Below are 24,141 nucleotides of genomic sequence, written 5' to 3'. Positions count from 1 at the left end.
GGGCATGAACTCAGCACAGGTTGATGCCTATCTCCGCCGACTGGGAGTCGAGCACCCGGCGTGGCCCACCGTCGACGCGCTGCGCGAGCTGCACCTGCGGCACCTGCAGACCGTGCCGTTCGAGAACCTCTCGATCCATCTGGGCGAGGAGATCGTGCTGGAGGAGAAGCGGCTGCTGGACAAGGTGGTGGGCGCGCGGCGGGGTGGGTTCTGCTACGAACTCAACGGTTCCTTCGGGGCGTTGCTCGCCGCGCTGGGGTACGACGTGGCGTTGCTGGCGGCGCGGGTGTACGGGGACGAGAAGCGGCTGGGGATCCCGTACGACCATCTCGCGTTGCGGGTGCGGACGGTGGACGGGGGTGACTGGCTGGCCGACGTCGGGTTCGGGGCGCACAGCCACCTTCCGCTGGCGTTCGGGGAACGGGGGGAGCAGGAGGATCCGGGAGGCACGTTCCGGATCGTCGAGGCGGGGCCGGACGCGGCCGGGGTGCGCGGCGGGCACGGCACGGTGGAGGCGGCGGACCTGGACGTGTCCCGGGACGGCAGGGCGCAGTACCGCCTGGAGGTGCGGCCGCGGGCGCTCGGCGACTTCGTTGCCGGGGCGTGGTGGCACAGCACGTCGTCGGTGTCGCATTTCACGCGGTCGCTGGTCTGTTCCCGGGTGACGGACGAGGGAGGACGGATCACGCTCAGCGGGCGCAGGCTGACGGTGACGGCGGCCGACGGGACGCGGGAGGAGCGGGTGCTGGAGACGGACGAGGAGGTACTCGGCGTGTACCGGGAGCGCTTCGGGATCGAGCTCGACGAGGTGCCGGTGCTGCGAAATCCCGCGTAGAAGTCAATTCCGGCCACACGGGGCTACTCGTGCGTAGTACCAGCACATCTGCTGGATTCCCGTGATGTGGTCCCGTGTTGCCTCGAAAGCCTCACTGGTGGTCGAATGCATCTTCGGCAACGTGTGATCAACAGTGATCAACAGGCGATTTCGAGTCACTCAGGGGAGTCGTGGATGATCGGCCGCTGGCGGGGAAGCCGCACCAACCGGGTGCAACGGACGAGTCCCCTGGCGGCGGTGCCGACCCCGCCGAGCGCGGGGGTGCTGGCCTGCCGGGTGCTGGACCCGGTCAACGAGCCGGTCAGGAACGCGGAGTTCGCGGTCACGGACGCCGTGGGGCGCCCGGTGGTCAGCGGGGGAGCGGATCCGTACGGGTCGTTCGTGACGACGGTGCCGGCGGGGGAGTACCGGCTCGCGGTGTCGGCTGAGGGGTACACGCCGTACCGGGCGACGACGCAGGTCGCGGAGAACACGCTCGCGTCGCTCGGGGACGTGACGCTGCAGGTGGCCCGGCCGCCGGAGCTTCCGGATGCCGGTGACTGGGAGATCGAGTCGGCGCACTCCTCGCTCGCCTTCACCGCGCGGCACATCGGACTGGCCCGGATCCACGGGCAGTTCAAGTCGTTCGCGGGGGTCATACGCGTCGCCGATCCGGTGGAGCGGTCGGCGATGCACGTGGTGATCGACGCGGCGTCCATCGACACCAACATGAGGATGCGCGACGACCATCTGCGGTCGGCGGACTTCCTGGACGTCGAGAGGTTCCCGACGCTGGAGTTCTACAGCGAACGGTTCGTGCACAAGGGCGGGAACCGGTGGGCCGTCACGGGGGCGCTGTCGCTGCACGGCGTGACGCGGACGGTCACGCTGGACACGGAGTACCTGGGCCTGGGCAACGGCATGGAGGGCGAGGTGCGGGCGGCCTGCCGGGCCACGACCGAGCTGCACCGGGACGACTTCACCGTGAGCTGGCAGACCATGCTGGCGCGGGGCATCGCGGTGGTGGGGCCGAGCATCAGGGTCGACCTCGATGTGCAGGTCGTCCGCAAGGGCTGAGCGTCCGGGCCGCGAGGCGGTGTCGGACAATGTCCGGCGTGAGTGATGTGCGACATGTGCTGGTGCTGCCCGACCGTGATGCCGCGGAAGAGGTGGTGGAGGCGCTGCGGGAGCGGTTCGGGGTCGTCGAGGAGCCGCAGCTGGTGCGGGACGCGCTGGCCGGCGAGGACGATGCCGAGGACGCGCAGTGGCTGGTCGTCCTGCGGGACGAGGACGAGCGGCTGGATGCCGGGGAGCTGGACCGGCTGGCCGGCGAGTGGGAGGGCTGGCGGGAGGAACCGTAGGCGTCTGGTCTTAGCGCCTGGTCTTCGCGCCTGGTCGTCCGTGGGCGCACGTCCCGGTCCGTAGGGACCCGCTGTCAGTGGCGCGTGGGATGCTTGTCGCGATGGCCAGGAAGACTGCGAATGACGACCCTCTCGCCCCGGTGACACTCGCCGTGGGCCAGGAGGACCTGCTCCTCGACCGTGCGGTGCAGGAGGTGGTGGCCGCCGCGAAGGCCGCCGACGCCGACACGGACGTACGGGACCTGACCCCGGACCAGTTGCAGCCCGGCACACTCGCCGAGCTGACGAGCCCGTCGCTCTTCGCGGAGCGCAAGGTCGTGGTCGTACGCAACGCGCAGGATCTGTCGGCCGACACGATCAAGGACGTGAAGGGCTATCTCGGGGCCCCCGCCGAGGAGATCACCCTCGTGCTGCTGCATGCCGGCGGGGCCAAGGGCAAGGGGCTGCTCGACGCGGCGCGCAAGGCCGGGGCGCGTGAGGTGGCCTGCCCCAAGATGACGAAGCCGGCGGACCGGCTGGCGTTCGTGCGGGGAGAGTTCAGGGCGACGGGGCGATCCGCCACTCCGGAGGCGTGCCAGACGCTCGTCGACGCGATCGGCAGCGATCTGCGGGAGCTGGCCTCGGCGGTGTCGCAGCTGGTCGCGGACGTCGAGGGGACGATCGACGAGGCGGTCGTCGGGCGGTACTACACCGGGCGCGCCGAGGCGTCGAGCTTCACGGTCGCCGACCGGGCGGTCGAGGGGCGGGCGGCGGAGGCCCTGGAGGCGTTGCGCTGGTCGCTGGCGACCGGGGTGGCGCCGGTGCTGATCACGAGCGCGCTCGCGCAGGGCGTCCGGGCGATCGGGAAGCTGTCGTCCGCGCGCGGGGGCCGGCCGGCCGATCTCGCGCGGGAGCTGGGAATGCCGCCGTGGAAGATCGACCGGGTGCGGCAGCAGATGCGGGGCTGGACCCCGGACGGGGTGTCGGTCGCGCTGCGGGCCGTGGCCGAGGCGGACGCGGGCGTGAAGGGCGGGAGCGACGACCCCGAGTACGCGCTGGAGAAGGCAGTGGTCACCATCGCCCGCGCGGCCCGCTCCAGGGGGCGCGGCTAGTAGGACCCGGGCCGGGGCGTTCGCCTCAGGGGAGAGCCGGACCCCGGCCCGGGCGGCTCCCTCCTGATACCCCCCGACCTCAGAAAACCGGCTCCCCCACGCCCAGCAGATTCCCCTCGCTGTCGTGGAACCAGGCGCCGCGTTCGCCCCGCGCGCCCTTGCTCGGGTAGTTCCCCTCGATCTCGGCGATTCCGCCCTCCGTGCGGAAGCCGGGCGCGTCGACCTCCTCGAACACCACGCCACGCCGCTTCAGCTCCGCGACCGCCGCCTCGATGTCCGCCACCTCCAACGCCATCTGCGTGAAGGTGCCGGGCGAGGCCCCCGTCGACCGGAAGAGGACGAACTCCGCGCCGCCGCACCGGTAGAGCAGCCCGCCGGGGCGTTCGTCGACGGGGTCCAGACCGAGTTTCTCGGAGTAGAAGCGCCGCGCCCGCTCCAGGTCCTGGGCGGGGAGTCTGGTCGCCGCGCGGACCAGGGCCGGCGCGCTCGTGTCGTCTGCGTCCATGTCTCCACTGTGCCGTGATCGAGTCGCCCTCCTCCTGCCGAAGAGGAGAATCGGGTGTATCAGCCGTACGTCGCCAAATGACGAGAGGTGGCGAAGGCCATGGCTGAACACCCGCACGCAGCGCTGGTCCGCAAGGGATTCGAGGCCTTCTCGCAAGGGGACATGGACACCTTGCGCGGGATGATGGCAGCGGACGCCACCCACCACGTACCCGGGAATCACCCGTTGTCGGGCGACTTCAAAGGGGTGGACTCGATCATCGAGATGTACGAGCGGCTCGGCGCGGAGACCAACGGGACGATGCGCGCCGAGCTGATCGGCATCTGTGTCGACGGCCGCGGTCATGCGGTCGGCATGAACCACTTCACGGCCGAGCGCAACGGCAAGCGCCTCGACGACACGGGCTGCATCATCTTCCGGATCGTCGGCGACAAGGTCACCGACCTGGACGAATGCGTCGAGGACATCGACAAGAACAACGAGTTCTGGTCCTGAACAGGCCGAAGGCCCCGCCGGCCGCCCTGGGGAAGAGCGGAAGGCGGGGCCTTCGATTCAAGCTGCAGGATCCGCGCCCGCGTGGCGAACGCAGGCCGCGCGCGGATCCGAGGGGTGCCGGACGGGAGCGGATGAGAGAGGGCCCGCTCGATTCCCTCCGGCGTCACATCAGATGTCAGCCCTTGAGCGCGCCGACCTTCTGAGCCAGCGCAGACTTCTTGTTGGCAGCCTGGTTCTTGTGGATGACGCCCTTCGAGACGGCCTTGTCGAGCTGACGCGCGGCGACGCGCTGGTACTCGGTGGCCTTCTCGACGTCACCCGCGGCAGCAGCCTCACGGGCCTTGCGGATCGCGGTCTTGAGGGAGGACTTGACGGCCTTGTTGCGCAGCCGCGCCTTCTCGTTGGTCTTGATCCGCTTGATCTGGGACTTGATGTTCGCCACGAATGAGCCTTCTCAGGTTCTGGCACGAGGCCGCACGGATACCGCACGATTCCCGCACCGGGTGATTTCTTGAGGTCGTGCCTCCTGCAAGAGGGCATGAGGCACAGCCACCCAGGCTACCAGCGGCCCCTTCCACGGCCCAAACCCGTCCATGGTCGCCACCCGTGGGACCATGGAGGCTACGTATCGATCCGACCCGAGACCGCAGACCCTGCGGACGCCTCAAGAATCAGGACCCTGCGTGCCCGCGATCCCTAGCCATGTGCCCGAGCCGAGCCGTACCGACCCGGCGCTGATCCGCAACTTCTGCATCATCGCGCACATCGACCACGGCAAGTCCACCCTCGCCGACCGGATGCTCCAGCTGACCGGAGTGGTCGAGCAGCGGCAGATGCGTGCCCAGTACCTCGACCGCATGGACATCGAGCGCGAGCGTGGCATCACGATCAAGTCACAGGCGGTGCGTCTGCCGTGGGCTCCCACCCATGACAAGAGCGACACGCACATCCTCAACATGATCGACACCCCGGGGCACGTCGACTTCACCTATGAGGTCTCACGGTCGCTCGCCGCGTGCGAGGGGACCATCCTCCTGGTCGACGCCGCCCAGGGCATCGAGGCGCAGACCCTCGCCAACCTGTATCTGGCGATGGAGAACGACCTCAAGATCATCCCTGTGCTGAACAAGATCGACCTGCCGGCTGCCCAGCCGGAGAAGTTCTCCGAGGAGCTCGCCAACCTCATCGGCTGCCAGCCCGAGGACGTGCTCAAGGTCTCGGCGAAGACCGGCGTCGGTGTGGACGCGCTCCTGGACCGGGTCGTCCGCGACGTCCCGCCCCCGGTCGGCGTCAAGGACGCCCCCGCCCGCGCGATGATCTTCGACTCGGTCTACGACTCCTACCGCGGCGTGGTCACGTACGTCCGTGTCGTCGACGGGCAGCTCAACAAGCGCGAGCGCATCAAGATGATGTCGACCGGCGCCACGCACGAGCTCCTGGAGATCGGCGTCTCGTCGCCCGAGATGACCCCGGCCGACGGCATCGGCGTCGGCGAGGTGGGCTACATCATCACCGGCGTGAAGGACGTCCGTCAGTCCAAGGTCGGTGACACCATCACCAGCAAGGAGAAGGGCGCCACCGAAGCCCTCGGCGGGTACAAGGACCCGAAGCCGATGGTCTTCTCCGGCCTCTATCCGCTGGACGGCTCGGACTACCCGGACCTGCGCGAGGCGCTGGACAAGCTCCAGCTCAACGACGCCGCCCTGGTCTACGAGCCCGAGACCTCCGCGGCCCTCGGCTTCGGCTTCCGCGTCGGCTTCCTCGGCCTGCTGCACCTGGACGTCATCCGTGAGCGCCTGGAGCGCGAGTTCAACCTCGAACTCATCGCCACCGCGCCCAACGTGGTCTACCGCGTGATCATGGAGGACGGGAAGGAGCACACGGTCACCAACCCGAGCGAGTTCCCCGAGGGCAAGATCGACAAGGTCTTCGAGCCGGTCGTCCGGGCCACGATCCTCGCCCCCAGCGAGTTCATCGGCTCGATCATGGAGCTCTGCCAGACCCGCCGCGGCACGCTCCTCGGCATGGACTACCTCTCCGAGGACCGCGTCGAGATCCGCTACACGCTCCCGCTCGCGGAGATCGTCTTCGACTTCTTCGACAACCTGAAGTCCAAGACCCGCGGCTACGCCTCCCTGGACTACGAGCCCACCGGCGAGCAGGACGCCCAGCTGGTGAAGGTCGACATCCTGCTGCACGGCGACCGTGTCGACGCCTTCTCCGCCGTCACCCACAAGGACGCCGCGTACGCGTACGGAGTACGGCTCGTCGCCAAGCTGCGCGAGCTGATCCCGCGCCAGGCCTTCGAGATCCCCGTGCAGGCGGCCATCGGCTCCCGGGTCATCGCCCGCGAGACCATCCGCGCCATCCGCAAGGACGTCCTCGCCAAGTGCTACGGCGGTGACATCTCCCGTAAGCGGAAGCTGCTGGAGAAGCAGAAGGAGGGCAAGAAGCGGATGAAGATGGTGGGTTCCGTAGAGGTTCCGCAGGAGGCCTTCATCGCCGTCCTGTCGAGCGATGACAGCGCGGGGTCGGGCAAGGGCAAGAAGTAATCACGGATTACCGTGGGTTACACCGCAATCCGGGTTGAACAGGGGCTCGTCGTGCGAAAGTGCGGCGGGCCCTGTGCGTATGCGGGGTAGCTCTCTGTACGAAGTGACAGGCCGCGGACCCTTACGCCGCGGCCGGTCGCCCTTTACTCTGATCCCTGCTCGATAGTTACTCACGAGTTAAACAAGGCTCGTGAGTGAACCCAGCCGCACCTGAGCCAGCCGCACTGTCGCGGGCCCCGGAGGATGTCGTGAGCGACGCACAGACCCTGATCGAGAACCGTCCGCCGTCCGTGGCGGGCCTCTTCCTGGAGCGCGTGACGGCCACGCCGGACGCCGAGGCCTATCGGTATCCGGTCCCATCGTCCGCGGGCCAGGGACCTGACGAGTGGAAGTCGCTGAGCTGGGCGCGGGCCGCCGAGCGGGTCTACGCCATCGCGGCGGGACTCATCGAGCTGGGCGTGCAGCCGGAACAGCGCGTCGCGCTCGCCGCCGGCACCCGGATCGAGTGGATCCTCGCCGACCTCGGCATCATGTGCGCCGGCGCGGCCACGACCACGGTGTATCCGCAGACCAACGCCGACGAGTCGGCGTACATCCTGTCGGACTCCGAGAGCCGGGTGCTGATCGCGGAGAACGCCGAGCAGCTGGCCAAGGCCCAGGAGAAGCGCGCCGAGCTGCCCGAGCTGACGCATGTCGTGGTGATCGACGCGGCCGGTGTCGAGACCGCCGACTGGATCCTCACCCTGGACGAGCTGGAGAAGCGCGGCGCGGCCCGGCTGGAGAAGGACCCGGACCTGATCAAGGAGCGGGTCGGCGCGATCAGCAAGGACCAGCTGGCCACCCTCATCTACACCTCCGGCACCACGGGCCGCCCCAAGGGTGTGCGCCTGCCGCACGACAACTGGTCGTACATGGCGAAGGCGATCGCCGCGACCGGGCTGGTCAGCACCGAGGACGTGCAGTACCTGTGGCTGCCGCTCGCGCACGTCTTCGGCAAGGTGCTGACCTCCGGGCAGATCGAGGTCGGGCACGTCACCGCCGTGGACGGCCGGGTCGACAAGATCATCGAGAACCTGCCGGTGGTGCAGCCGACGTACATGGCGGCCGTGCCGCGCATCTTCGAGAAGGTCTACAACGGCGTGGCCGCGAAGGCCCGTGCGGGCGGCGGCGCCAAGTACAAGATCTTCCAGTGGGCCGCCGAGGTGGCCCGCGAGTACGCCAAGGTCTCCCAGGACAACTTCCGGCGGACCGGGACCGCGTCCGTGCCGTTCTCGCTGGGCGCGAAGCACAAGGTGGCCGACGCGCTGGTGTTCGCCAAGATCCGTGAGGCCTTCGGCGGGAACCTGCGCGCGTGCGTCTCGGGTTCCGCCGCCCTGTCGCCGGAGATCGGCTACTTCTTCGCGGGCGCCGGCATCCACATCCTGGAGGGCTACGGCCTGACCGAGTCCTCGGCGGCGTCCTTCGTGAACCCGGGCGAGGCCTACCGCACCGGCACCGTCGGCAAGCCGCTGCCCGGCACCGAGGTGCGGATCGCCGACGACGGGGAGATCCTGCTGCGCGGCCCGGGCATCATGGAGGGCTACCACAAGCTGCCCGAGAAGACGGCCGAGGTGCTGGAGCCGGACGGCTGGTTCCACACCGGGGACATCGGGGAGCTGTCGCCCGACGGGTACCTGCGGATCACCGACCGCAAGAAGGACCTCATCAAGACCTCGGGCGGCAAGTACATCGCCCCGGCGGAGGTCGAGGGACAGTTCAAGGCGGTGTGCCCGTACGTGTCCAACATCCTGGTGCACGGGGCCGACCGGAACTTCTGCACGGCGCTCATCGCGCTCGACGAGGCCGCGATCACCGAATGGGCCAAGGACAACGGGCTCCAGGGGAAGTCGTACGCGGAGATCGTCGCCGCGCCGGTGACCGTCGAGATGGTCGACGGATATGTGAAGCAGCTCAACGAGGGGCTTCAGCGCTGGCAGACCATCAAGAAGTTCCGGCTGCTGCCGCGGGATCTCGACGTCGAGCACGGTGAGATCACGCCGAGTCTGAAGCTGAAGCGGCCGGTGGTGGAGCGGGAGTACAAGCACCTGATCGAGGAGATGTACGACGGCTCTCGTGAGCGGTAGGGGCCCTCAGGCCTCCGGATCAACCCGGCGTCGCAACTCCTGGACCTCCGCGCGCAGGCGCTCCACCTCTCTGCCCTTGCGGTAGAGGTCCAGGAAGACGCTGACCTTGGCCCTGAGGACCCAGGGGTCGAAGGGCTTGGTCACGTAGTCGGCGGCGCCGGTGGCGTAGCCGCGGAAGGCGTAGCCCGAGTCGTCGTCCGCGCCGGTCAGGAAGATGATCGGGACGTCCCGGGTCTGGTCGAGGCGCTTGATGTGGGCGGCCGTCTCGAAGCCGTCCATGCCGGGCATGCGGATGTCGAGCAGGACCAGGGCGATCGGCTGCCGCAGCAGCGCCTTCATCGCCTCCTCGCCCGAACGGGCGCGTACCAGCGGTTCGTTGAGGGAGGCGAGGACCGCCTCCAGGGCGGTCAGGTTGTCCTCCATGTCGTCGACCAGGAGGATTCCGGCACGTTCGGGGTAAGTGGCCGCGCTGCTCATGCCTCTTCTTCCGTGCCCTCGGGGTCAAGAAGTTCGCACACCACCGTCAGCAGGCCGTCGATGTCCACCGGCTTGGGCACGTAGTCGTTGGCACCGCGGGCGATGGACTTCTCCCGGTCGCCGGGCATCGCCTTGGCGGTCAGCGCCACGATCGGCAGGCCCGCCCAGCGGGGTGTGCGGCGGATCGCGGAGATGGTCTCGTAGCCGTCCATCTCCGGCATCATGATGTCCATCAGGACCAGTTCGACGTCCGCGCTGCGCTCCAGGGTCTCGATGCCCTCGCGGCCGTTCTCCGCGTACAGCACGGTCATGCCGACCCGGCCCAGGACATGGGTGAGGGCGAAGACGTTGCGGATGTCGTCGTCGACGATCAGCACCCGTCGCCCGGCCAGGATCCGGCCCGGCCTGCCGGACGTCCACGCCTCCAGCTTCGTCGGCGACGGCCAGGCGTCGTCCGTGTCGTGCGCGACCGGGAAGGGCCCGCTGGTCGGCTGGAGCGGCAGGGGCAGGTCGGTGCGGTCCTCGGGGAGCGGCACGGGAGCCGTGTGACCGGGGCTGACGACGGGGACGTAGAGGGTGAACGTGGAGCCCTTGCCGGGTTCGCTCGCCGCGACGATCCGGCCGCCGAGCAGGCCCGCGATCTCCCGGCTGATGGACAGGCCGAGGCCGGTGCCGCCGTACTTACGGTTGGTGGTGCCGTCGGCCTGCTGGAACGCCTCGAAGATCACCGGGAGTTTCTCCGGCGCGATCCCGATGCCGGTGTCGGACACGGCGAACGCGATGACGTCGTCGGTGTCCCGGACACCCCCACTCTCGGTTCCTCCCCCACTCTCGACTTCGCTCGATCGGGGGGACCCCCGTCGGTGCTCGCCGTCCCGCACCCGGTCCACCCGCAGCTCGACCTTGCCGCTGGCGGTGAACTTGATCGCGTTGGAGAGCAGGTTGCGCAGGATCTGCTGGAGCCGCTGCTCGTCCGAGTACATCTCGCGCGGTACGTCCTCGCCGACCGCGACCTCGAAGGCCAGCCCCCGGTCGATGGTGAGGGGGCGGAAGGTGGCGTGGACGTAGTCGAGCAGCTTGATGAGCGGCAGCCGCTTGGGGCGTACGTCCATCCGGCCGGCCTCGATCTTCGACAGGTCCAGGATGTCGTTGATCAGCTGGAGCAGGTCCGAGCCCGAGCGGTGGATCGTCGTCGCGAACTGCACCTCCTGGTCGGAGAGATGGCCGTCCGGGTTGTCGGAGAGCAGCCGGGCCAGGATCAGCAGGGAGTTCAGCGGCGTGCGCAGCTCGTGCGACATGTTGGCCAGGAACTCCGACTTGTACTGCGAGGACGTGGCCAGCAGGGCGGCCTTCTCCTCCAGTTCGGCGTTGGAGCGCTGGAGTTCGCCCTGCTGCTTCTGGAGTTCGTCGGAGCGTTCCTGGAGCTGCATGGCGAGGCGCTGGGACTCGCCGAGCAGGGACTCCGTGCGGGAGTTGGCGATGATCGTGTTGATGGCGACGCCGATGGTGTTGACGAACTGGTCGAAGAACGCCAGGTGCACATCGGAGAAGCGGGAGAACGAGGCGAGTTCGATGACGCCGAGGAGCTTGTCCTCGAAGAGGATCGGGATGATGACGATCGTGGTCGGGGCCGCCTCGCCGAGGCCGCTGTTGATCTTGATGTAGTCGGGCGGGGCGCCTTCCACGAGGATCCGCTTCTTCTCCCTGGCCGCCTGCGCGACCAGACCGTGCACCGGCAGGCCGCCGGTCTCGACGGTCGCGTCCTGGGCGGCGCCGTACCCGGCGATGAAGGCCAGGCCCTTGATCGGCACGGTGGTGCGCGGGCCCGCGCTGTCCTCGTCGGGGTCGGCCAGGTAGAACGCGCCGTACTGGGCGTTCACCAGCGGGGTCAGCTCGCGGAGTATCAGGTCGGCGACCTCCATGAGGTCCCGGTGGCCCTGCATCAGGGCGGCGAGCCGGGCCAGGTTGGACTCCAGCCAGTCCTTCGCGCGGGTCGTCTCGCGCAGGTTGGCCACCATCAGGTTGATGTTGTCCTTCAGCTCGGCGACCTCGCCCTGCGTCTCCACCGTGATCGAGCGGGACATGTCGCCCTGGGCCACGGCGGAGGCGACCTCGGCGATGGCGCGGACCTGGGTGGTGAGGTTCGACGCGAGTTCGTTGACGTTGGTCGTCAGGCGCTTCCAGGTGCCGTAGACGCCCTCGACCCGGGCCTGGCCGCCCAGTTGGCCCTCGGAGCCGACCTCGCGGGCGACGCGCGTGACCTCCGAGGAGAAGGAGGACAGCGTGTCGACCATCGTGTTGATGGTGGTCTTCAGCTCCAGGATCTCGCCGCGCGCGTCCACGTCGATCTTCCGGGACAGGTCGCCCTGCGCCACGGCCGTCGCGACCTGGGCGATGTTGCGGACCTGGGAGGTGAGGTTGTCGGCCATGTAGTTGACGTTGTCCGTCAGGTCCCGCCAGACGCCGGATACGCCCAACACCTGGGCCCGGCCGCCGAGCCGCCCGTCGGTGCCGACCTCGCGGGCCACGCGGGTCACCTCGTCGGCGAAGGCGCGCAGCTGCTCCACCATCGTGTTGACGGTGTCCTTCAGTTCCAGGATCTCGCCGCGCGCGTCGACCGTGATCTTCTTCGACAGGTCGCCGTTGGCGACGGCCGTCGTCACCTGGGCGATGTTGCGGACCTGGGAGGTCAGGTTCAGCGCCATGAAGTTGACGTTGTCGGTGAGGTCCTTCCAGACCCCGGAGACGCCCCGGACCTGGGCCTGGCCGCCGAGGTTGCCCTCCGTGCCGACCTCGCGGGCGACCCTGGTCACCTCGTCGGCGAAGGCGGAGAGCTGGTCGACCATCGTGTTGATCGTGGACTTCAGCTCCAGGATCTCGCCCTTGGCCTCCACCGTGATCTTCTTGCCGAGATCGCCCTGGGCGACGGCGGTGGAGACGAGGGCGATGTTGCGCACCTGGGAGGTGAGGTTGTCGGCCATGAAGTTGACGTTGTCGGTGAGGTCCTTCCAGACCCCGGAGACGCCCCGGACCTGAGCCCGCCCACCGAGGTTGCCCTCCGTGCCGACCTCGCGGGCGACCCTGGTCACTTCGTCGGCGAAGGCGGAGAGCTGGTCGACCATCGTGTTGATGGTCGACTTGAGCTCCAGGATCTCGCCCTGCGCGTCGACCGTGATCTTCTGGGACAGGTCGCCGTTGGCCACGGCCGTCGTCACCTGGGCGATGTTGCGGACCTGCGAGGTCAGGTTCGACGCCATGAAGTTGACGTTGTCGGTGAGGTCCTTCCACACCCCCGACACGCCCCGTACCTGCGCCCGGCCGCCCAACTGGCCCTCGGTGCCGACCTCGCGGGCCACCCGGGTGACCTCGTCGGCGAAGGCGGAGAGCTGGTCGACCATCGTGTTGACGGTCAGCTTCAGCTCCAGCAACTCGCCGGTCGCCTCCACCGTGACCGTGCGGGTCAGGTCGCCGCGGGCCACCGCCGTCGTCACCGCCGCGATGTCCCGCACCTGGGCCGTCAGCCGGGACGCCATCGTGTTGACGGCCTCCGTCACGTCCCGCCAACTGCCCGACAGGCCCTGCACCTTGGCCCGGCCGCCGAGCCGGCCCTCGGTGCCGACCTCACGGGCGACCCGCGTCACCTCGCCGGTGAACAGGGAGAGCTGGTCGACCATCTTGTTCACGGCCCGGCCCAGACGCCGCAGATCGCCGCGCAACTGCCGCGTGCCGTCGTGCAGATCGACCCGCTGGGTCAGATCGCCGCCGGCCACCGCGTCCAGCACGCGCGTGGCGTTTGTTGTGGGGGCGACCAGGGCGTCGAGCAGCTGGTTCACGTCGTTGACCCGGGAGGTCCACAGGCCCTGGCCCGGGCTGGCCGAGAGTCGCTCGTCGAGCCGGCCGTGCCGCACCAGCTCCCGTCTGACGCGCTGCACCTCGGAGGTGAAGTGGACGCTGCGGTCCATGATCTGGTTGAAGACCGCGGTGAGTTCGGCCACCATTCCGTGGCCGGATTCCGGCACCTTTGTGAAGTCGCCGTCGCGTGCCGCCGTCATGGCGGCCAGCAGGGGACGCAGCTCGGATGCACGAATCTGACCGTCTTCGTACCGGTCTTCGACCACAGGAGTAGCACTGTTCTCACTCATGGCGGCCCACTTCGGTAACTCGGCGCTTATGGGCGGGGTCAGTCTGTCACTCTGTCGGCATCGACTGTGGCGTATTCGTACGAACTGCCCGGGGAGCTGTCCATGGGGGCCATTCCGACGCAACGGGAGACCGCTTCCCGTGCCTCAGAGGCGCCTGCACACGCTTGGGAGACGCCCGTGCCCGTCCAGGAGGGGCCCGTTTCCGAGGAGCCCGCACCGTCCGCGGAGGTGATCACACCGTCCGCCGGGACACTCGCCCCCGATCAGCGTGCGCCGGTCTGCGCGGCGCCCGGGTCCGCCTCCGAGGCGCCCGTGCAGGAGCGCGCGCGGGCGCACGCAACCCTGTCCGGCAGTTCCAGCGCGCCGGGCGCCGCGCGCGCCCTGGTGCGCGGGGCGCTCGCCGAGTGGACCGGGCTCGGCCTGCCCGGCGCCGAGCACTTCACCGGCCGCCTCGCCGACGACGCCACGCTCGTCGTCAGCGAACTCGTCACGAACGCCGTCGTGCACGCCGGCACCGACGTCGAGCTGGAGTGCCGGCTGGAGGGCGACGCCCCGGACACGGCCGCGCTGGTGGTCGAGGTCTCCGACCACCACCCCTCCCGCGCGCCGCGCGGCAGCGAACCGGAGACGCCGCACGACACCCCCGAGTACGGGCGGGGCCTGCGGCTCGTCGGCGCGCTCTCCGAAGCGTGGGGGATCACGTACCGCACGGGCCGGAAGACCGTGTGGGCGCGGCTGCCCGCCGGGGGGTGCGCGGCGGGGGAGCAGATCGAGGCGTACGCCGGGGAGCACGCGCTGGCGCGCGGCCTGCGGGTGGCGGAGATCCTGGCGCCCGAGCCGCGCCCGGGCGACCAGGTGGGGGAGGCCGTACGCGCCTGGCGTGGCGGAGGAGACCTGTGGGACTCACGTGAGGGAGGGGAGACGTGGGACTCACGGGAGGGCGGAGAAGCCCGGGACTGGCCCGACTTGCGGGAGTCCCGTGACCTGCGTGACTGGAACGACTTACGGGACTGGCGGGACCGGCACGAGAGCCGACACGGACGCAACGGACCCGACGGCGCCTGGCTCGGCCGCGGCGCCCTCTCCTTCCTCGCCGAGGCCTCCGACCTGCTCGCCGGGCAGCTCGACGAGGACCTGGTCGCGGCCCTCGCCGGACAGCTGATCGTGCCCCGGCTGGCCGACTGGTGCGCGGTGTGGCTGGAGGACGAGGCCACCGGCGGCGGCTGGAGCGGCGGAGCCGGCGCGGGCGGACCGCGCCTCGCCCGGGTCTGGCACGGCAGCGAGAACCGCATCGAGGAGCTGCGTCGCGTCCTGGAGAAGGACCCGCCGCAGCCGTTCGACCCGATGGGGGCCTCCCCGTTCGAACGCGGCCGGGAGCAGGGCGGGTCCGGGCCCGTCGAGTACCCCTGGCCCGGCGAGGCGCTCGGTGACGGCGAGCCCGGCTCGGCCCTCGCGTACCGGCTGGTCGCCGGGGGACGCCCGCTGGGCACCCTCGTCATCGGGCGCTCCGGAACGGCCGGCTTCCCCGACGAGATCACCGGTCTCGTCGAGGACCTCAGCCGCCGGGTCGCCCTCGCCATCGGCGCCGCCCGGCAGTACGCCCGCCAGGCCACCATCAGCGCCGTCCTCCAGCGCGGACTGCTGCCCGGCGCCGTGGCCGAGATCCCCGGCATGCGCAGCGCCCTCGTCTACGAGCCGTGCGACAAGGGCGGGCCCAGCGGTGACTTCTACGACCTGTTCCCGGCGGGCGACGGCCGCTGGTGCTTCGCCGTCGGCGACGTCCAGGGCAAGGGGCCCGAGGCGGCCGTCGTCATCGGCCTGGCCCGGCCCTGGCTGCGGCTGCTGGCCCGCGAGGGCTACCGGGTCGCCGACGTCCTCGACCGCCTCAACCAGCTGCTGCTCGACGACGCCACGGAGGCCGCCGACGCGGCGGCCCGGGCACTGGTGGCCGCGGGGGCGCGGCCGACCCCGCCCGGCGACGGCCCCCAGACGCGCTTCCTGTCCCTGCTGTACGGGGAACTCGTCCCCTTCGACGGCGGTGTCCGCTGCACCGTCGCCTCCGCCGGGCACCCGCTGCCCCTGCTGCTCGGGGCGGGCGGCGAGGTCCACACGGCCGCCCAGCCCCAGACCCTCCTCGGCGTCATCGAGGACGCCACCTACACCAGCGAGACCTTCGAGCTGCGGTCCGGCGACACCCTGCTGTGCGTCACCGACGGCGTGACCGAGCGCCGCTCGGGCTCCCGCCAGTTCGACGACGGGGACGGGCTCGCGGCGGCGCTGGCCGGGTGCGCCGGGCTGGACGCCGAGCTGATAGCCGAGCGGATCAACCGGCTGGTGCACGAGTTCGGGGCGCGGCCGCCGGCGGACGATCTCGCACTGCTGGTGCTCCAGGCGGACTGACCGCGCGGGTGCTGGACAATGGAAGGCATGCCTTCCGCACTCCCCGACGGCGAGCCCGTCCCCGACGACGGCGCGCTGCCCGCATTCGCGCTCGCCGGGGCCACCGATCGTCCGCTCGGGTTCTACCTGCACGTTCCGTACTGCGCGACCCGCTGCGGCTACTGCGACTTCAACACGTACACCGCGACCGAGCTGCGCGGCACCGGCGGGGTGCTCGCGTCGCGCGACAACTACGCCGAGACGCTGGCCGACGAGGTCCGGCTGGCGCGCAAGGTGCTGGGCGACGACCCGCGGCCGGTCCGCACGGTGTTCGTGGGCGGGGGCACGCCCACGCTGCTGGACGCCGGTGATCTCGTACGGATGCTGCAGGCCGTCCGCGACGAGTTCGGCTTGGCGGAGGATGCCGAGGTCACGACGGAGGCGAATCCCGAGTCGGTCGATCCCGCGTACCTGGCGACGCTGCGCGAGGGGGGCTTCAACCGGATCTCCTTCGGGATGCAGAGCGCGCGGCAGCATGTGCTGAAGGTGCTGGACCGTACGCACACGCCGGGGCGGCCCGAGGCGTGCGTGGCGGAGGCCCGGGCGGCCGGGTTCGAGCATGTGAATCTCGACCTGATCTACGGCACGCCTGGTGAGTCCGACGACGACTGGCGGGCGTCGCTGGACGCGGTGCTGGGGGCCGGGCCGGACCATGTCAGCGCCTACGCCCTGATCGTCGAGGAGGGGACGCAGCTGGCCCGCCGGATCCGCCGGGGCGAGGTGCCGATGACCGACGACGACGTCCACGCCGACCGGTACCTGATCGCGGACGAGGTTCTCTCGGGTGCGGGCTTCGAGTGGTACGAGGTGTCGAACTGGGCGACCTCGCAGGCCGGGCGCTGTCTGCACAACGAGCTGTACTGGCGGGGGGCCGACTGGTGGGGCGCCGGGCCCGGTGCGCACAGCCATGTGGGCGGGGTGCGGTGGTGGAACGTGAAGCATCCGGGGGCGTACGCGGCCGCCCTGGCGGCGGGGCGCTCGCCCGGGGCCGGGCGGGAGCTGCTGAGCGACGAGGACCGGCGGGTCGAGCGGATTCTGCTGGAGCTGCGGCTCAGGGAGGGCGTACCGCTGTCCCTGCTCAGGCCGGAGGGGCTGGCCGCCTCGCGCAAGGCCTTGTCGGACGGACTGCTCCAGGAAGCCTCGTACGAGGAAGGGCGGGCCGTGCTGACCCTGCGGGGGCGGTTGCTGGCGGATGGGGTCGTGCGGGATCTGGTGGACTGAGGTGCTCGGTGTTCGTGCTGAGGCCGGGGGGTTTCGCAGCCCGGCGTAACGGGGTGCCGCTCTCCTTGGGACGGGTGCCGCCCCTAGCGGCACGCATGCCCGCAGCTACGCCGTCACGAAGTCGATCAGTTCCTCCACGCGGCCCAGCAGCTCCGGCTCCAGGTCCTTGTACGACCGCACCCCCGACAGGATCCGCTGCCAGGCCGCCCCCGTGTTCTCCGGCCAGCCCAGTGCCCTGCACACGCCCGTCTTCCAGTCCTGGCCACGCGGGACCCGTGGCCAGGATTCGATGCCCAGGGACGACGGTTTCACCGCCTCCCAGATGTCGATGTACGGGTGGCCGACGATCAGGGCGTGGTCGCTGGTGACGGACTGGGCGATGCGCCACTCCTTGGTGCCCGGCACCAGGTGGTCGACCAGGACGCCGAGGCGGGCGTCGGGGCCGGGCGCGAAGGCGTCCACGATCGACGGGAGGTCGTCGACGCCCTCCAGGTACTCCACGACCACGCCCTCGATGCGCAGGTCGTCGCCCCACACCCGTTCGACCAGCTCGGCGTCGTGGCGGCCCTCGACGTAGATGCGGCCGGCGCGGGCGACACGCGCGCGTGCGCCGGGGACGGCGACCGACCCGGAGGCCGTGCGGCTGGGACGTGCGGGGCCGCCCGGCGCCGGGCGGACGAGGGTCACCACCCTGCCCTCCAGCAGGAAGCCGCGCGGCTCCATCGGGAACACGCGGTGCTTGCCGAAGCGGTCCTCCAGCGTCACCGTGCCCGCCTCGCAGCGGATCACCGCGCCGCAGAAACCGGTCCCCGGCTCCTCCACCACCAGGCCCGGCTCCGCCGGAACCTCGGGCACCGGCTGGGGCTTCTTCCACGGCGGGGTCAGATCGGCGGAGTACTGGCGCATTCGAATGACGATAGGAGAAGCCGGTGGGTGATCACGGAGACACGCCGAAACGCGCCGCCAGGGCGTCCCGTTGCGCCCGCACGAACGCCGCGTCCACCACCGCTCCGTGACCGGGTACGTACACCGCGTCCTCACCGCCCAGGTCGAGCAGCCGGTCCAGGGCGGCCGGCCAGTGCGACGGCACCGCGTCGGGGCCCGCCTGGGGCTCGCCGGACTCCTCGACCAGGTCACCGCAGAACACCACCTCCGGATCGCCCGGCACCAGCACCGCCAGGTCGTGCGCGGTGTGTCCCGGCCCGACGTTCGCCAGCAGCACCTGGCACCCGCCGCCCAGGTCGAGGGTCCACTCGCCGGAGACCAGGTGGCCGGGCGGGGCCAGCCGCTCCGCCGCCTCCTCGGCCGTCGGCGCCGCCAGGCCGTGCCGGACCGCGTCCGCGCGCAACTCCGCCCGGTCCCGCACCCGCGTCAGCACCGCGTCCACGCCCACCGCCCCGAACACCTCGGTGTCCGTGAACGCCGGCGCCCCGAAGACATGGTCGAAGTGGGGATGGGTCAGCGCGAGATGCGTCACACGGTGACCCGTGAGCGACTGCGCCTGCGCGCGCAGCTTCGCGCCCTCGGCGAGGCTCGACCCCGCGTCGATCATGAGGGCCGCGCCCTCACCGGCGACCAGCCCCGCCGTGCAGTCCCACACCGGCAGCCGGCACCGCCCCACCCCGGCGGCGACGCGCTCCCATCCGAGGTCTTCCCAAGTCACCCTCATACGGCGACGCTAGCGGTGCACCCCGCTCGGGGTACGGCGCCGCACGACCAGCCTTGCCGGGGGTGTACCCCACCGCCGTACACTGGGCCGGGGAATGCTGGCACTCGCACGCGCAGAGTGCCAGGCTCGACAGGCAGGACAACGGGCGGACGACTTCTGGAGGTGTGCGCGATGCTCAGTGAACGCAGGCTTCAGGTGCTGCGCGCCATCGTCCAGGACTACGTCGGCACCGAGGAGCCGGTGGGCTCCAAGGCCCTCACCGAGCGGCACAGCCTCGGCGTCTCCCCGGCCACCGTCCGCAACGACATGGCGGCCCTCGAGGACGAGGGGTACATCGCCCAGCCGCACACCAGCGCCGGGCGCATCCCCACCGACAAGGGCTACCGGCTGTTCGTCGACAAGCTCGCCGGCGTCAAGCCGATGACCGCGCCCGAGCGGCGCGCGATCCAGAACTTCCTCGAGGGTGCCGTCGACCTCGACGACGTCGTGGCGCGTACGGTACGGCTGCTCGCGCAGCTCACGCGTCAGGTCGCCGTCGTGCAGTACCCGTCGCTGACCCGGTCCACCGTGCGGCATGTGGAGTTGCTCTCCCTGGCGCCCGCGCGCGTGATGCTCGTGCTGATCACGGACACCGGGCGGGTCGAGCAGCGGGTGGTCGACTGCCCGGCGCCCTTCGGCGACGCCTCGCTCGCGGATCTGCGCGCCCGGCTCAACAGCCGTGTGGCGAACCGCCGTTTCGCGGATGTGCCGAGTCTGGTGGAGGATCTCCCCGAGGCGTTCGAGCACGAGGACCGGGGTACGGTCTCTACGGTGCTCTCCACACTTCTGGAGACGCTCGTCGAGGAGAACGAGGAGCGGCTGATGATCGGCGGCACCGCCAATCTGACCCGCTTCGGGCATGACTTCCCCCTCACGATCCGGCCGGTGCTGGAGGCGCTGGAGGAGCAGGTCGTGCTCCTCAAGCTGCTCGGCGAGGCGAAGGATCCGGGCGTGACCGTACGGATCGGTCACGAGAACGCCCACGAAGGACTCAACTCCACGTCCGTCGTGTCGGTCGGCTACGGTTCGGGCGGCGAGGCAGTCGCCAAGCTCGGCGTGGTCGGACCGACCCGCATGGACTACCCGGGAACGATGGGAGCGGTACGCGCAGTGGCACGGTACGTCGGACAGATCCTGGCGGAGTCGTAGTGGCCACGGACTACTACGCCGTACTCGGCGTGCGCCGCGACGCGTCGCAGGAAGAGATCAAGAAGGCCTTCCGGCGGCTCGCCCGCGAGCTGCACCCGGACGTCAACCCCGATCCGAAGACCCAGGAGCGGTTCAAGGAGATCAACGCCGCTTACGAGGTGCTGTCGGACCCGCAGAAGAAGCAGGTCTACGACCTCGGCGGCGACCCGCTCTCGCAGGCCGGCGGCGGCGGCGCGGGCGGCTTCGGAGCCGGTGGCTTCGGGAACTTCTCGGACATCATGGACGCGTTCTTCGGCACGGCGTCGCAGCGCGGACCGCGCTCGCGCACCCGCCGCGGCCAGGACGCGATGATCCGCATCGAGATCGAGCTCGACGAGGCGGCCTTCGGCACGACGAAGGACATCCAGGTCGACACGGCCGTCGTCTGCAACACCTGCAACGGTGAGGGCGCGGCCCCGGGCACCTCCGCCCAGACGTGTGACATGTGCCGCGGCCGCGGTGAGGTCTCGCAGGTCACCCGGTCCTTCCTGGGCCAGGTCATGACGTCCCGCCCCTGCCCGCAGTGCCAGGGGTTCGGCACGGTCGTCCCGACTCCGTGCCCGGAGTGCGCGGGCGACGGCCGCGTCCGGTCCCGCCGCACGCTCACGGTCAAGATCCCGGCCGGTGTCGACAACGGCACCCGGATCCAGCTGGCCGGCGAGGGCGAGGTCGGTCCCGGCGGCGGTCCGGCCGGTGATCTCTACGTCGAGATCCACGAACTGCCGCACAGTACGTTCCAGCGGCGCGGCGACGACCTGCACTGCACGGTGACGATCCCCATGACGGCGGCGTCCCTCGGCACGAAGGTGCCGCTGGAGACGCTCGACGGCATGGAGGAGGTCGACATCCGCCCGGGCACCCAGTCCGGCCAGTCGATCCCGCTGCACGGCCGGGGCGTCACGCACCTGCGGGGTGGCGGACGCGGCGACCTCATCGTCCACGTCGAGGTCCAGACCCCGACCAAGCTCGACCCCGAGCAGGAACGCCTGCTCCGCGAGCTCTCCAAGCTCCGCGGCGAGGAGCGCCCCACGGGGCAGTTCCAACCTGGGCAGCAGGGGCTGTTCTCGCGGTTGAAGGACGCCTTCAACGGGCGCTGAGACCGAGCGTGCTTCTGGTCTATGCCAGTCGGCAGGCCGGTTTCGGAGTTGTTCGGAGGACGTGACAACATGCGGTCATGTCCTCCGCACTGACCGATCTCTTCCCCCTCCCGATCGTGCAGGCCCCCATGGCGGGCGGCGTTTCCGTACCGCAGCTCGCCGCCGCCGTGTGCGAGGCGGGCGGGCTCGGTTTCCTCGCCGCCGGGTACAAGACCGCCGACGGGATGTACCAGGAGATCAAGCAGCTCCGGAGCCTCACCGGCAGGCCCTTCGGCGTCAACGTCTTCATGCCGCAGCCGGAGTACGCCGACCCCGCCGCCATCGATGTCTACGCCCACCAGCTGGCCGGCGAGGCCACCTGGTACGAGGCCGAGCTCGGCGATCCGGACAGTGGACGCGACGACGGCTTCGAGGCCAAGCTCGTGGTGCTGCGCGACAACCCCGTGCCGGTGGTGTCGTTCCACTTCGGCGTCCCGAGCCGTGAGGTCGTCGACACCCTGCACCGCGTCGGCTCCTTCGTCCTGGCCGCCGCGACCACCCCCGACGAGGCCCGGGCCGTGGAGCGGGCGGGCGCGGACGGGGTCATCGCCCAGGGCGTCGAGGCCGGCGGTCACCAGGGCACCCACCGGGACGTCCCCGAGACGGACGGTTCCGGCATCGGGCTGCTGTCGCTGGTCGCCCAGGTCCGGGAGGCCGTGAGCATCCCGATCGTCGCCGCCGGCGGCATCATGCGCGGCGGCCAGATCGCCGGGGTCCTCGCGGCGGGGGCGAGCGCGGCCCAGCTGGGCACCGCCTTCCTCGCCACCCACGAGTCCGGCGCGAACGCCCTGCACAAGCAGGCACTGACCAACCCCCTGTTCGTCCGCACGGAGTTGACCCGGGCGTTCTCCGGCCGGCCCGCGCGCGGCCTCGTCAACCGCTTCCTGCGCGAACACGGCCCGTACGCGCCCGCCGCCTACCCCGAGATCCACCACCTCACCTCGCCGCTGCGCAAGGCCGCCGCCAAGGCCGGTGACGCGCAGGGCATGGCGCTGTGGGCCGGGCAGGGGCACCGGATGGCGCGGGAGCTTCCCGCCGGGCAGCTGGTGGAGGTACTGGCCGGGGAACTGGCCGCCGCCCGGGCCTCGTTGACGGGCGGTGGCGTGCTGTGACCGCGCCGGTGTTCGTGGTCGAGCACTTCGACGCGGGCGGCGGCGGCCGGTACATCCTCGACGGGCCGGAGGGGCGGCATGCCGTCTCCGTGAAGCGGCTGCGGGCCGGGGAGGACGTCGTCCTCACGGACGGGGCGGGCCGCTGGGCGGACTGCGTCGTGCTCGACACGGAAGGCAAGGACCGGTTGATCCTCCAGCTGGACTCGGTGCACGAGGAGTCTCCGGAGCAGCCCCGGGTCACCGTCGTCCAGGCGCTGCCCAAGGGTGACCGGGGGGAGCTCGCCGTCGAGACCATGACCGAGGTCGGTGTCGACGCGATCGTGCCGTGGGCGGCGGCGCGTTGCATCACGCAGTGGAAGGGCGAACGCGGGGCCAAGGCGCTGGGCAAGTGGCGGGCGACGGCCCGGGAGGCCGGCAAGCAGTCCCGCCGGGTGCGCTTCCCGGAGGTCGCGGACGCGGCTACGACCAAGCAGGTCGCCGCCCTGCTGGCGGGAGCGGAGTTCGCCGCCGTGCTGCACGAGAGCGGGGACGCGCCGCTGGCGACGGCCGAACTGCCGTCCACCGGCGAGATCGTGCTGGTCGTGGGGCCCGAGGGGGGCGTGGCGCCGGCGGAGCTGGCGCTGTTCGAGGAGGCGGGGGCGAAGCCGTACCGCCTCGGGCGCAGTGTGCTGCGCACATCGACTGCCGGGACGGCCGCCGCGGCCGTGCTCCTGGCACGCACCGGACGCTGGTCCTGACCCCCTTGGAGGCACCGTGGAACTCGCGCAGGTTCGTCTGCTCGTGAACGACTTCTCCGCTTGCTACCGGTTCTACGACGAGGTTCTCGGCCTGAAACCGCAGTCGGGGGCGACGGAGGGGCCGTACGAGAAGTTCAGCCCCGCGGTGGGCTCGGCGGGGATCGCGTTGCAGGACCGGTCGATGATGGCCGGGGTGCTCGACGAACTGGGCGACACGGCGGCGGGGCACCGCTCCCTGGTCGTGCTGCGGGTGGACGGGCTGGACGCGTACTGCGAGGAGATCGCGATGCGCGGCGCCACGGTGCTGCACGGCCCGGTGCCCATGACGGACCGGATGCGGGTGGCGCATCTCAAGGACCCCGAGGGCAACGTGGTGGAGCTCCAGGAGTGGCTGCTGCTGCGCGGCTGACGCCTTTGCGCCCTACCGCGCGGCCCCCGTCAGTGGCAGGCTCCCCTCCATGGGGGCTTCGAGGAGGAATCGGCTGGGGCCGCGTGGTCGGCGAGTGGCGGTCGCGGCGACGTTCGCCGTGCTGGCGGTGGGCGGCGCTGTCGCCTGTGAACCCGGCAGCATCAGCTCCGCGTCCGTCGCGTACACCACCGACGAGACCGTGACCAAAGAGCTCAACCGGCAGAAGGCGGGCGTGCGTTGGCTCACGTGCACCGCCTCCTACGGGGAGAACGGCGGAAAGTCGTCACCCTCGGCGCGTGAGCGGACCGTCGCGACCGTCGACTGCGAGGGCGAGACCGACGACGGCAAGGAGATCACCGTCGACGGCAAGGTCACCCACGCGGTGGACGGTGCCTGTGTGCGCGGCAACATCACCGCCAAGGTGGACGGCAAGGTGTGGTTCGAGGTCGACGGGCTCGGCGACTGCAACTCCACCAGCCCGCCGCCCGTCGGCGGGCCCCCGAACGGGCAGCCCGGGCCGACCGTCACCGTGACCGTCACCCAGACCATCTGGTGCGAGCGGTACCCGGACTGCCGTCCCGTCGAGGGCAAGTGATCCGAACTCTGTCCGCGCGCGGTCGTCCCTGCATAG

Annotated in this window: 21 protein-coding genes; 15 read left to right on the top strand and 6 right to left on the bottom strand. The window is 70.7% G+C overall.

The features are described 5' to 3' along the window. Positions 1 to 4: 4 nt before the first annotated feature. The 4 genes from AB0G20_RS02275 to holA all read left to right on the top strand — a co-directional run bounded on the left by AB0G20_RS02275 (position 5) and on the right by holA (position 3,266). Complete coding sequence (locus AB0G20_RS02275) at positions 5 to 835, top strand: arylamine N-acetyltransferase (protein WP_361294488.1); 831 nt, start codon at positions 5 to 7, stop codon at positions 833 to 835. Positions 836 to 1,009: 174 nt separating this feature from the next. Further along, the gene (locus tag AB0G20_RS02270; RefSeq protein WP_361294485.1) at positions 1,010 to 1,891 is read left to right on the top strand and encodes a YceI family protein; all 882 of its coding nucleotides are present in this window, start codon (positions 1,010 to 1,012) and stop codon (positions 1,889 to 1,891) included. A gap of 38 nt (positions 1,892 to 1,929) precedes the next feature. Next, positions 1,930 to 2,175 (top strand): hypothetical protein, encoded by a 246-nt coding sequence (locus AB0G20_RS02265; protein ID WP_361294482.1) that lies wholly within the window; start codon positions 1,930 to 1,932, stop codon positions 2,173 to 2,175. Positions 2,176 to 2,276: 101 nt separating this feature from the next. Further along, on the top strand, positions 2,277 to 3,266 hold the full coding sequence (gene holA / locus AB0G20_RS02260; protein WP_361294479.1) for a DNA polymerase III subunit delta: 990 nt from the start codon (positions 2,277 to 2,279) through the stop codon (positions 3,264 to 3,266). Between the two features lie 79 nt (positions 3,267 to 3,345). Here the strand turns inward: holA and AB0G20_RS02255 are convergent, their stop codons facing one another. Next, positions 3,346 to 3,771 carry a VOC family protein gene (locus tag AB0G20_RS02255; protein WP_361294476.1) on the bottom strand — a complete coding sequence of 142 codons (426 nt, stop codon included), beginning with the start codon at positions 3,769 to 3,771 and terminating at the stop codon, positions 3,346 to 3,348. A gap of 99 nt (positions 3,772 to 3,870) precedes the next feature. Here AB0G20_RS02255 and AB0G20_RS02250 point away from each other — a divergent pair, with 99 nt between their 5' ends. Then, positions 3,871 to 4,266 carry a nuclear transport factor 2 family protein gene (locus AB0G20_RS02250; protein WP_361294473.1) on the top strand — a complete coding sequence of 132 codons (396 nt, stop codon included), beginning with the start codon at positions 3,871 to 3,873 and terminating at the stop codon, positions 4,264 to 4,266. A 175-nt stretch (positions 4,267 to 4,441) separates the two neighbouring features. On the opposite strand, the gene rpsT is transcribed toward AB0G20_RS02250, so the two are convergent. Next, positions 4,442 to 4,708: a 30S ribosomal protein S20 gene (rpsT, locus tag AB0G20_RS02245; protein ID WP_361294470.1), complete on the bottom strand. Its 267-nt coding sequence runs from the start codon at positions 4,706 to 4,708 to the stop codon at positions 4,442 to 4,444. 241 nt (positions 4,709 to 4,949) lie between these two features. Here rpsT and lepA point away from each other — a divergent pair, with 241 nt between their 5' ends. Together lepA and AB0G20_RS02235 are read left to right on the top strand one after the other, a co-directional pair. After that, positions 4,950 to 6,818 (top strand): translation elongation factor 4, encoded by a 1,869-nt coding sequence (gene lepA, locus AB0G20_RS02240; protein ID WP_142164001.1) that lies wholly within the window; start codon positions 4,950 to 4,952, stop codon positions 6,816 to 6,818. A gap of 248 nt (positions 6,819 to 7,066) precedes the next feature. After that, positions 7,067 to 8,941 carry an AMP-dependent synthetase/ligase gene (locus AB0G20_RS02235; RefSeq protein ID WP_361294467.1) on the top strand — a complete coding sequence of 625 codons (1,875 nt, stop codon included), beginning with the start codon at positions 7,067 to 7,069 and terminating at the stop codon, positions 8,939 to 8,941. Positions 8,942 to 8,947: 6 nt separating this feature from the next. Here AB0G20_RS02235 and AB0G20_RS02230 read toward each other — a convergent pair whose 3' ends face one another. Further along, positions 8,948 to 9,418 carry a response regulator gene (locus tag AB0G20_RS02230; RefSeq protein WP_361294464.1) on the bottom strand — a complete coding sequence of 157 codons (471 nt, stop codon included), beginning with the start codon at positions 9,416 to 9,418 and terminating at the stop codon, positions 8,948 to 8,950. After that, positions 9,415 to 13,560, bottom strand: coding sequence for a HAMP domain-containing protein (locus AB0G20_RS02225; protein WP_361294461.1), 4,146 nt, complete (start codon positions 13,558 to 13,560; stop codon positions 9,415 to 9,417). Before AB0G20_RS02225 ends, AB0G20_RS02230 begins: the two co-directional genes overlap by 4 nt. 312 nt (positions 13,561 to 13,872) lie before the next feature. On the opposite strand from AB0G20_RS02225, the gene AB0G20_RS02220 reads away from it, so the two are divergent. Next, positions 13,873 to 15,960, top strand: coding sequence for a SpoIIE family protein phosphatase (locus tag AB0G20_RS02220; RefSeq protein WP_361295778.1), 2,088 nt, complete (start codon positions 13,873 to 13,875; stop codon positions 15,958 to 15,960). A 27-nt stretch (positions 15,961 to 15,987) separates the two neighbouring features. Continuing rightward, the gene (hemW, locus tag AB0G20_RS02215) at positions 15,988 to 17,220 is read left to right on the top strand and encodes a radical SAM family heme chaperone HemW (protein ID WP_361294458.1); all 1,233 of its coding nucleotides are present in this window, start codon (positions 15,988 to 15,990) and stop codon (positions 17,218 to 17,220) included. A gap of 105 nt (positions 17,221 to 17,325) precedes the next feature. On the opposite strand, the gene AB0G20_RS02210 is transcribed toward hemW, so the two are convergent. Continuing rightward, complete coding sequence (locus tag AB0G20_RS02210; protein ID WP_361294455.1) at positions 17,326 to 18,126, bottom strand: DUF3097 domain-containing protein; 801 nt, start codon at positions 18,124 to 18,126, stop codon at positions 17,326 to 17,328. A gap of 31 nt (positions 18,127 to 18,157) precedes the next feature. Beyond that, positions 18,158 to 18,889: an MBL fold metallo-hydrolase gene (locus tag AB0G20_RS02205; RefSeq protein WP_361294452.1), complete on the bottom strand. Its 732-nt coding sequence runs from the start codon at positions 18,887 to 18,889 to the stop codon at positions 18,158 to 18,160. Positions 18,890 to 19,060: 171 nt separating this feature from the next. On the opposite strand from AB0G20_RS02205, the gene hrcA reads away from it, so the two are divergent. The 6 genes from hrcA (at position 19,061) to AB0G20_RS02175 (ending at position 24,105) form a co-directional block, all read left to right on the top strand. Then, the gene (gene hrcA, locus AB0G20_RS02200; RefSeq protein WP_033306349.1) at positions 19,061 to 20,077 is read left to right on the top strand and encodes a heat-inducible transcriptional repressor HrcA; all 1,017 of its coding nucleotides are present in this window, start codon (positions 19,061 to 19,063) and stop codon (positions 20,075 to 20,077) included. After that, positions 20,077 to 21,213 (top strand): molecular chaperone DnaJ, encoded by a 1,137-nt coding sequence (gene dnaJ / locus AB0G20_RS02195; protein ID WP_361294449.1) that lies wholly within the window; start codon positions 20,077 to 20,079, stop codon positions 21,211 to 21,213. Before hrcA ends, dnaJ begins: the two co-directional genes overlap by 1 nt. Positions 21,214 to 21,290: 77 nt before the next feature. After that, positions 21,291 to 22,364 carry a nitronate monooxygenase gene (locus AB0G20_RS02190; RefSeq protein ID WP_361294446.1) on the top strand — a complete coding sequence of 358 codons (1,074 nt, stop codon included), beginning with the start codon at positions 21,291 to 21,293 and terminating at the stop codon, positions 22,362 to 22,364. Beyond that, positions 22,361 to 23,101 (top strand): 16S rRNA (uracil(1498)-N(3))-methyltransferase, encoded by a 741-nt coding sequence (locus AB0G20_RS02185; protein WP_361294443.1) that lies wholly within the window; start codon positions 22,361 to 22,363, stop codon positions 23,099 to 23,101. Before AB0G20_RS02190 ends, AB0G20_RS02185 begins: the two co-directional genes overlap by 4 nt. Before the next feature lie 16 nt (positions 23,102 to 23,117). Beyond that, positions 23,118 to 23,510: a VOC family protein gene (locus AB0G20_RS02180; RefSeq protein WP_361294440.1), complete on the top strand. Its 393-nt coding sequence runs from the start codon at positions 23,118 to 23,120 to the stop codon at positions 23,508 to 23,510. 49 nt (positions 23,511 to 23,559) lie between these two features. Next, on the top strand, positions 23,560 to 24,105 hold the full coding sequence (locus AB0G20_RS02175) for a hypothetical protein (RefSeq protein WP_361294437.1): 546 nt from the start codon (positions 23,560 to 23,562) through the stop codon (positions 24,103 to 24,105). Positions 24,106 to 24,141 lie beyond the last annotated feature (36 nt).

It is taken from the genome of Streptomyces sp. NPDC024017 (assembly GCF_040638895.1).
In the GTDB taxonomy this organism is placed as follows: Bacteria; Actinomycetota; Actinomycetes; order Streptomycetales; family Streptomycetaceae; genus Streptomyces.
The sequence above is the reverse complement of the archived record's forward strand: the minus strand, read 5'-3'. Positions and strand labels throughout refer to the sequence as shown.